This is a genomic window from Prevotella sp. MGM1, from assembly GCF_002933775.1.
GTDB lineage: Bacteria > Bacteroidota > Bacteroidia > Bacteroidales > Bacteroidaceae > Prevotella.
In genome coordinates, this window is record NZ_BEWV01000015.1 from 1 (window position 1) to 1,762 (window position 1,762).

At 56.5% G+C, this 1,762-nt stretch carries 2 protein-coding genes; both read left to right on the top strand.

Annotated features, from left to right (window positions below):
- The coding region (locus MoGM_RS00120) for an RluA family pseudouridine synthase (RefSeq protein ID WP_104368244.1) at positions 1 to 868 on the top strand (868 nt) is incomplete at its 5' end.
- A gap of 64 nt (positions 869 to 932) precedes the next feature.
- The coding region (locus tag MoGM_RS00125) for an ATP-grasp domain-containing protein (RefSeq protein ID WP_104368245.1) at positions 933 to 1,762 on the top strand (830 nt) is incomplete at its 3' end.

Below are 1,762 nucleotides of genomic sequence, written 5' to 3' on the forward strand. Positions count from 1 at the left end.
CGTGGACGACAGGCCGGTGAAAAGCAACTACAAGGTGAGACCGGGAGACGTGGTGACACTGATGCTCGACCGGCCACACTACGACACGACCATCGAGCCGGAAGATATCCCGCTCGACATTGTATACGAAGACGACGAGCTGATGGTAATCAACAAACCTGCCGGGCTGGTGGTGCATCCCGGATGCGGAAATTTCAACGGCACACTGGTGAACGCCGTGGCATGGCATCTGCGCGGACTGAGCACATACGACCCCAACGACCCGCAGGTGGGACTGGTGCACCGCATAGACAAAGACACGAGCGGACTGCTCGTCATCGCAAAGACACCCGAGGCAAAGACGGAACTGGGCGCGCAGTTCTTCAACAAGAGCACACACCGCAGCTACACGGCACTCGTATGGGGTAACATACAGGAAGACCGCGGGCGGATAGAAGGCAACATAGGCCGGGACCCGAAAGACAGGCTCCGCATGGCGGTGTTCCCTCCCGGCTCGGAGACTGGAAAAAGCGCTGTGACCCACTACCGGGTAATAGAGAGGCTGGGCTATGTCACACTCATAGAATGCATACTCGAAACAGGACGCACACACCAGATACGCGCCCACATGAAGCACATAGGCCATCCGCTGTTCGGCGACGAGCGATATGGCGGCAGCGAGATTCTGCGCGGTGAGCGCACGGGCAGCTACCGGCAGTTTGTAATCAACGGCTTCAAGCTGTGTCCCAGGCAAGCGCTGCACGCACGCACACTCGGATTCGTACATCCCAAAACCGGCAGGCAGATGGACTTCAACTCCGAGCTGCCGGCCGACCTGGCATCACTCATAGACAAATGGCGCAAGTACATGGGATGCCACGAAGCGTAAACGGCCGGGGAAAGCATGCCCGGAGCCGGGCCGCTAAACAAAGATAAATTTAAATCACAATATAATGGAACACTTAAAGAGAAACATAGCCATAGTATACGGTGGCAACTCATCTGAACACGACGTGTCGGCCCGCTCGGCACAGGGACTCTACTCCTTTTTCGACAAAGAGCGCTACAACATATATCTCGTGGACATGAAAGGCCACGACTGCCACGCCGAACTGCCTGACGGCACAACGGCACGGATAGACCTGAACGACTTCTCGTTCATGGAGAACGGGAAGGTGGTGCAGTTCGACTACGCCTATATCACTATCCATGGCACGCCAGGCGAGAACGGGCTCTTGCAGGGCTACTTCGACCTCATCGGGTTGCCATACTCCACGAGCGGAGTACTGGTGGAGGCCATGACGTTCGACAAGTTCGTGTTCAACCAGTACATGCGCGGCTACGGAGTGCTTGTGGCCGACAGCCTGCTGATACGCAAGGGATACGAGGAGCTTGTGAGCGACGACGAGGTGGAAGAGCGCATAGGCATGCCGTGTTTCGTAAAGCCGGCGGCCGACGGCAGCAGCTTCGGCGTGTCGAAAGTGAACAACAAAGACCAGCTCGCGCCGGCCATACGCAAGGCCATGCTCGAAAGCCCCGAGGTGATGGTGGAGTCGTATATCAAAGGCACTGAAATATCCGTGGGATGCTACAAGACGAAAAAAAGATCGGTGGTGCTGCCGGCCACGGAGGTGGTGACCGACAATGAGTTTTTCGACTATGACGCCAAATACAACGGGCAGGTAAAGGAAATCACCCCGGCAAGGCTCAGCGAAGAGACGGCAAGGCGCGTGAGCGAGATCACGAGCCACATATACGACATATTGCACTGCAACGGTATAAT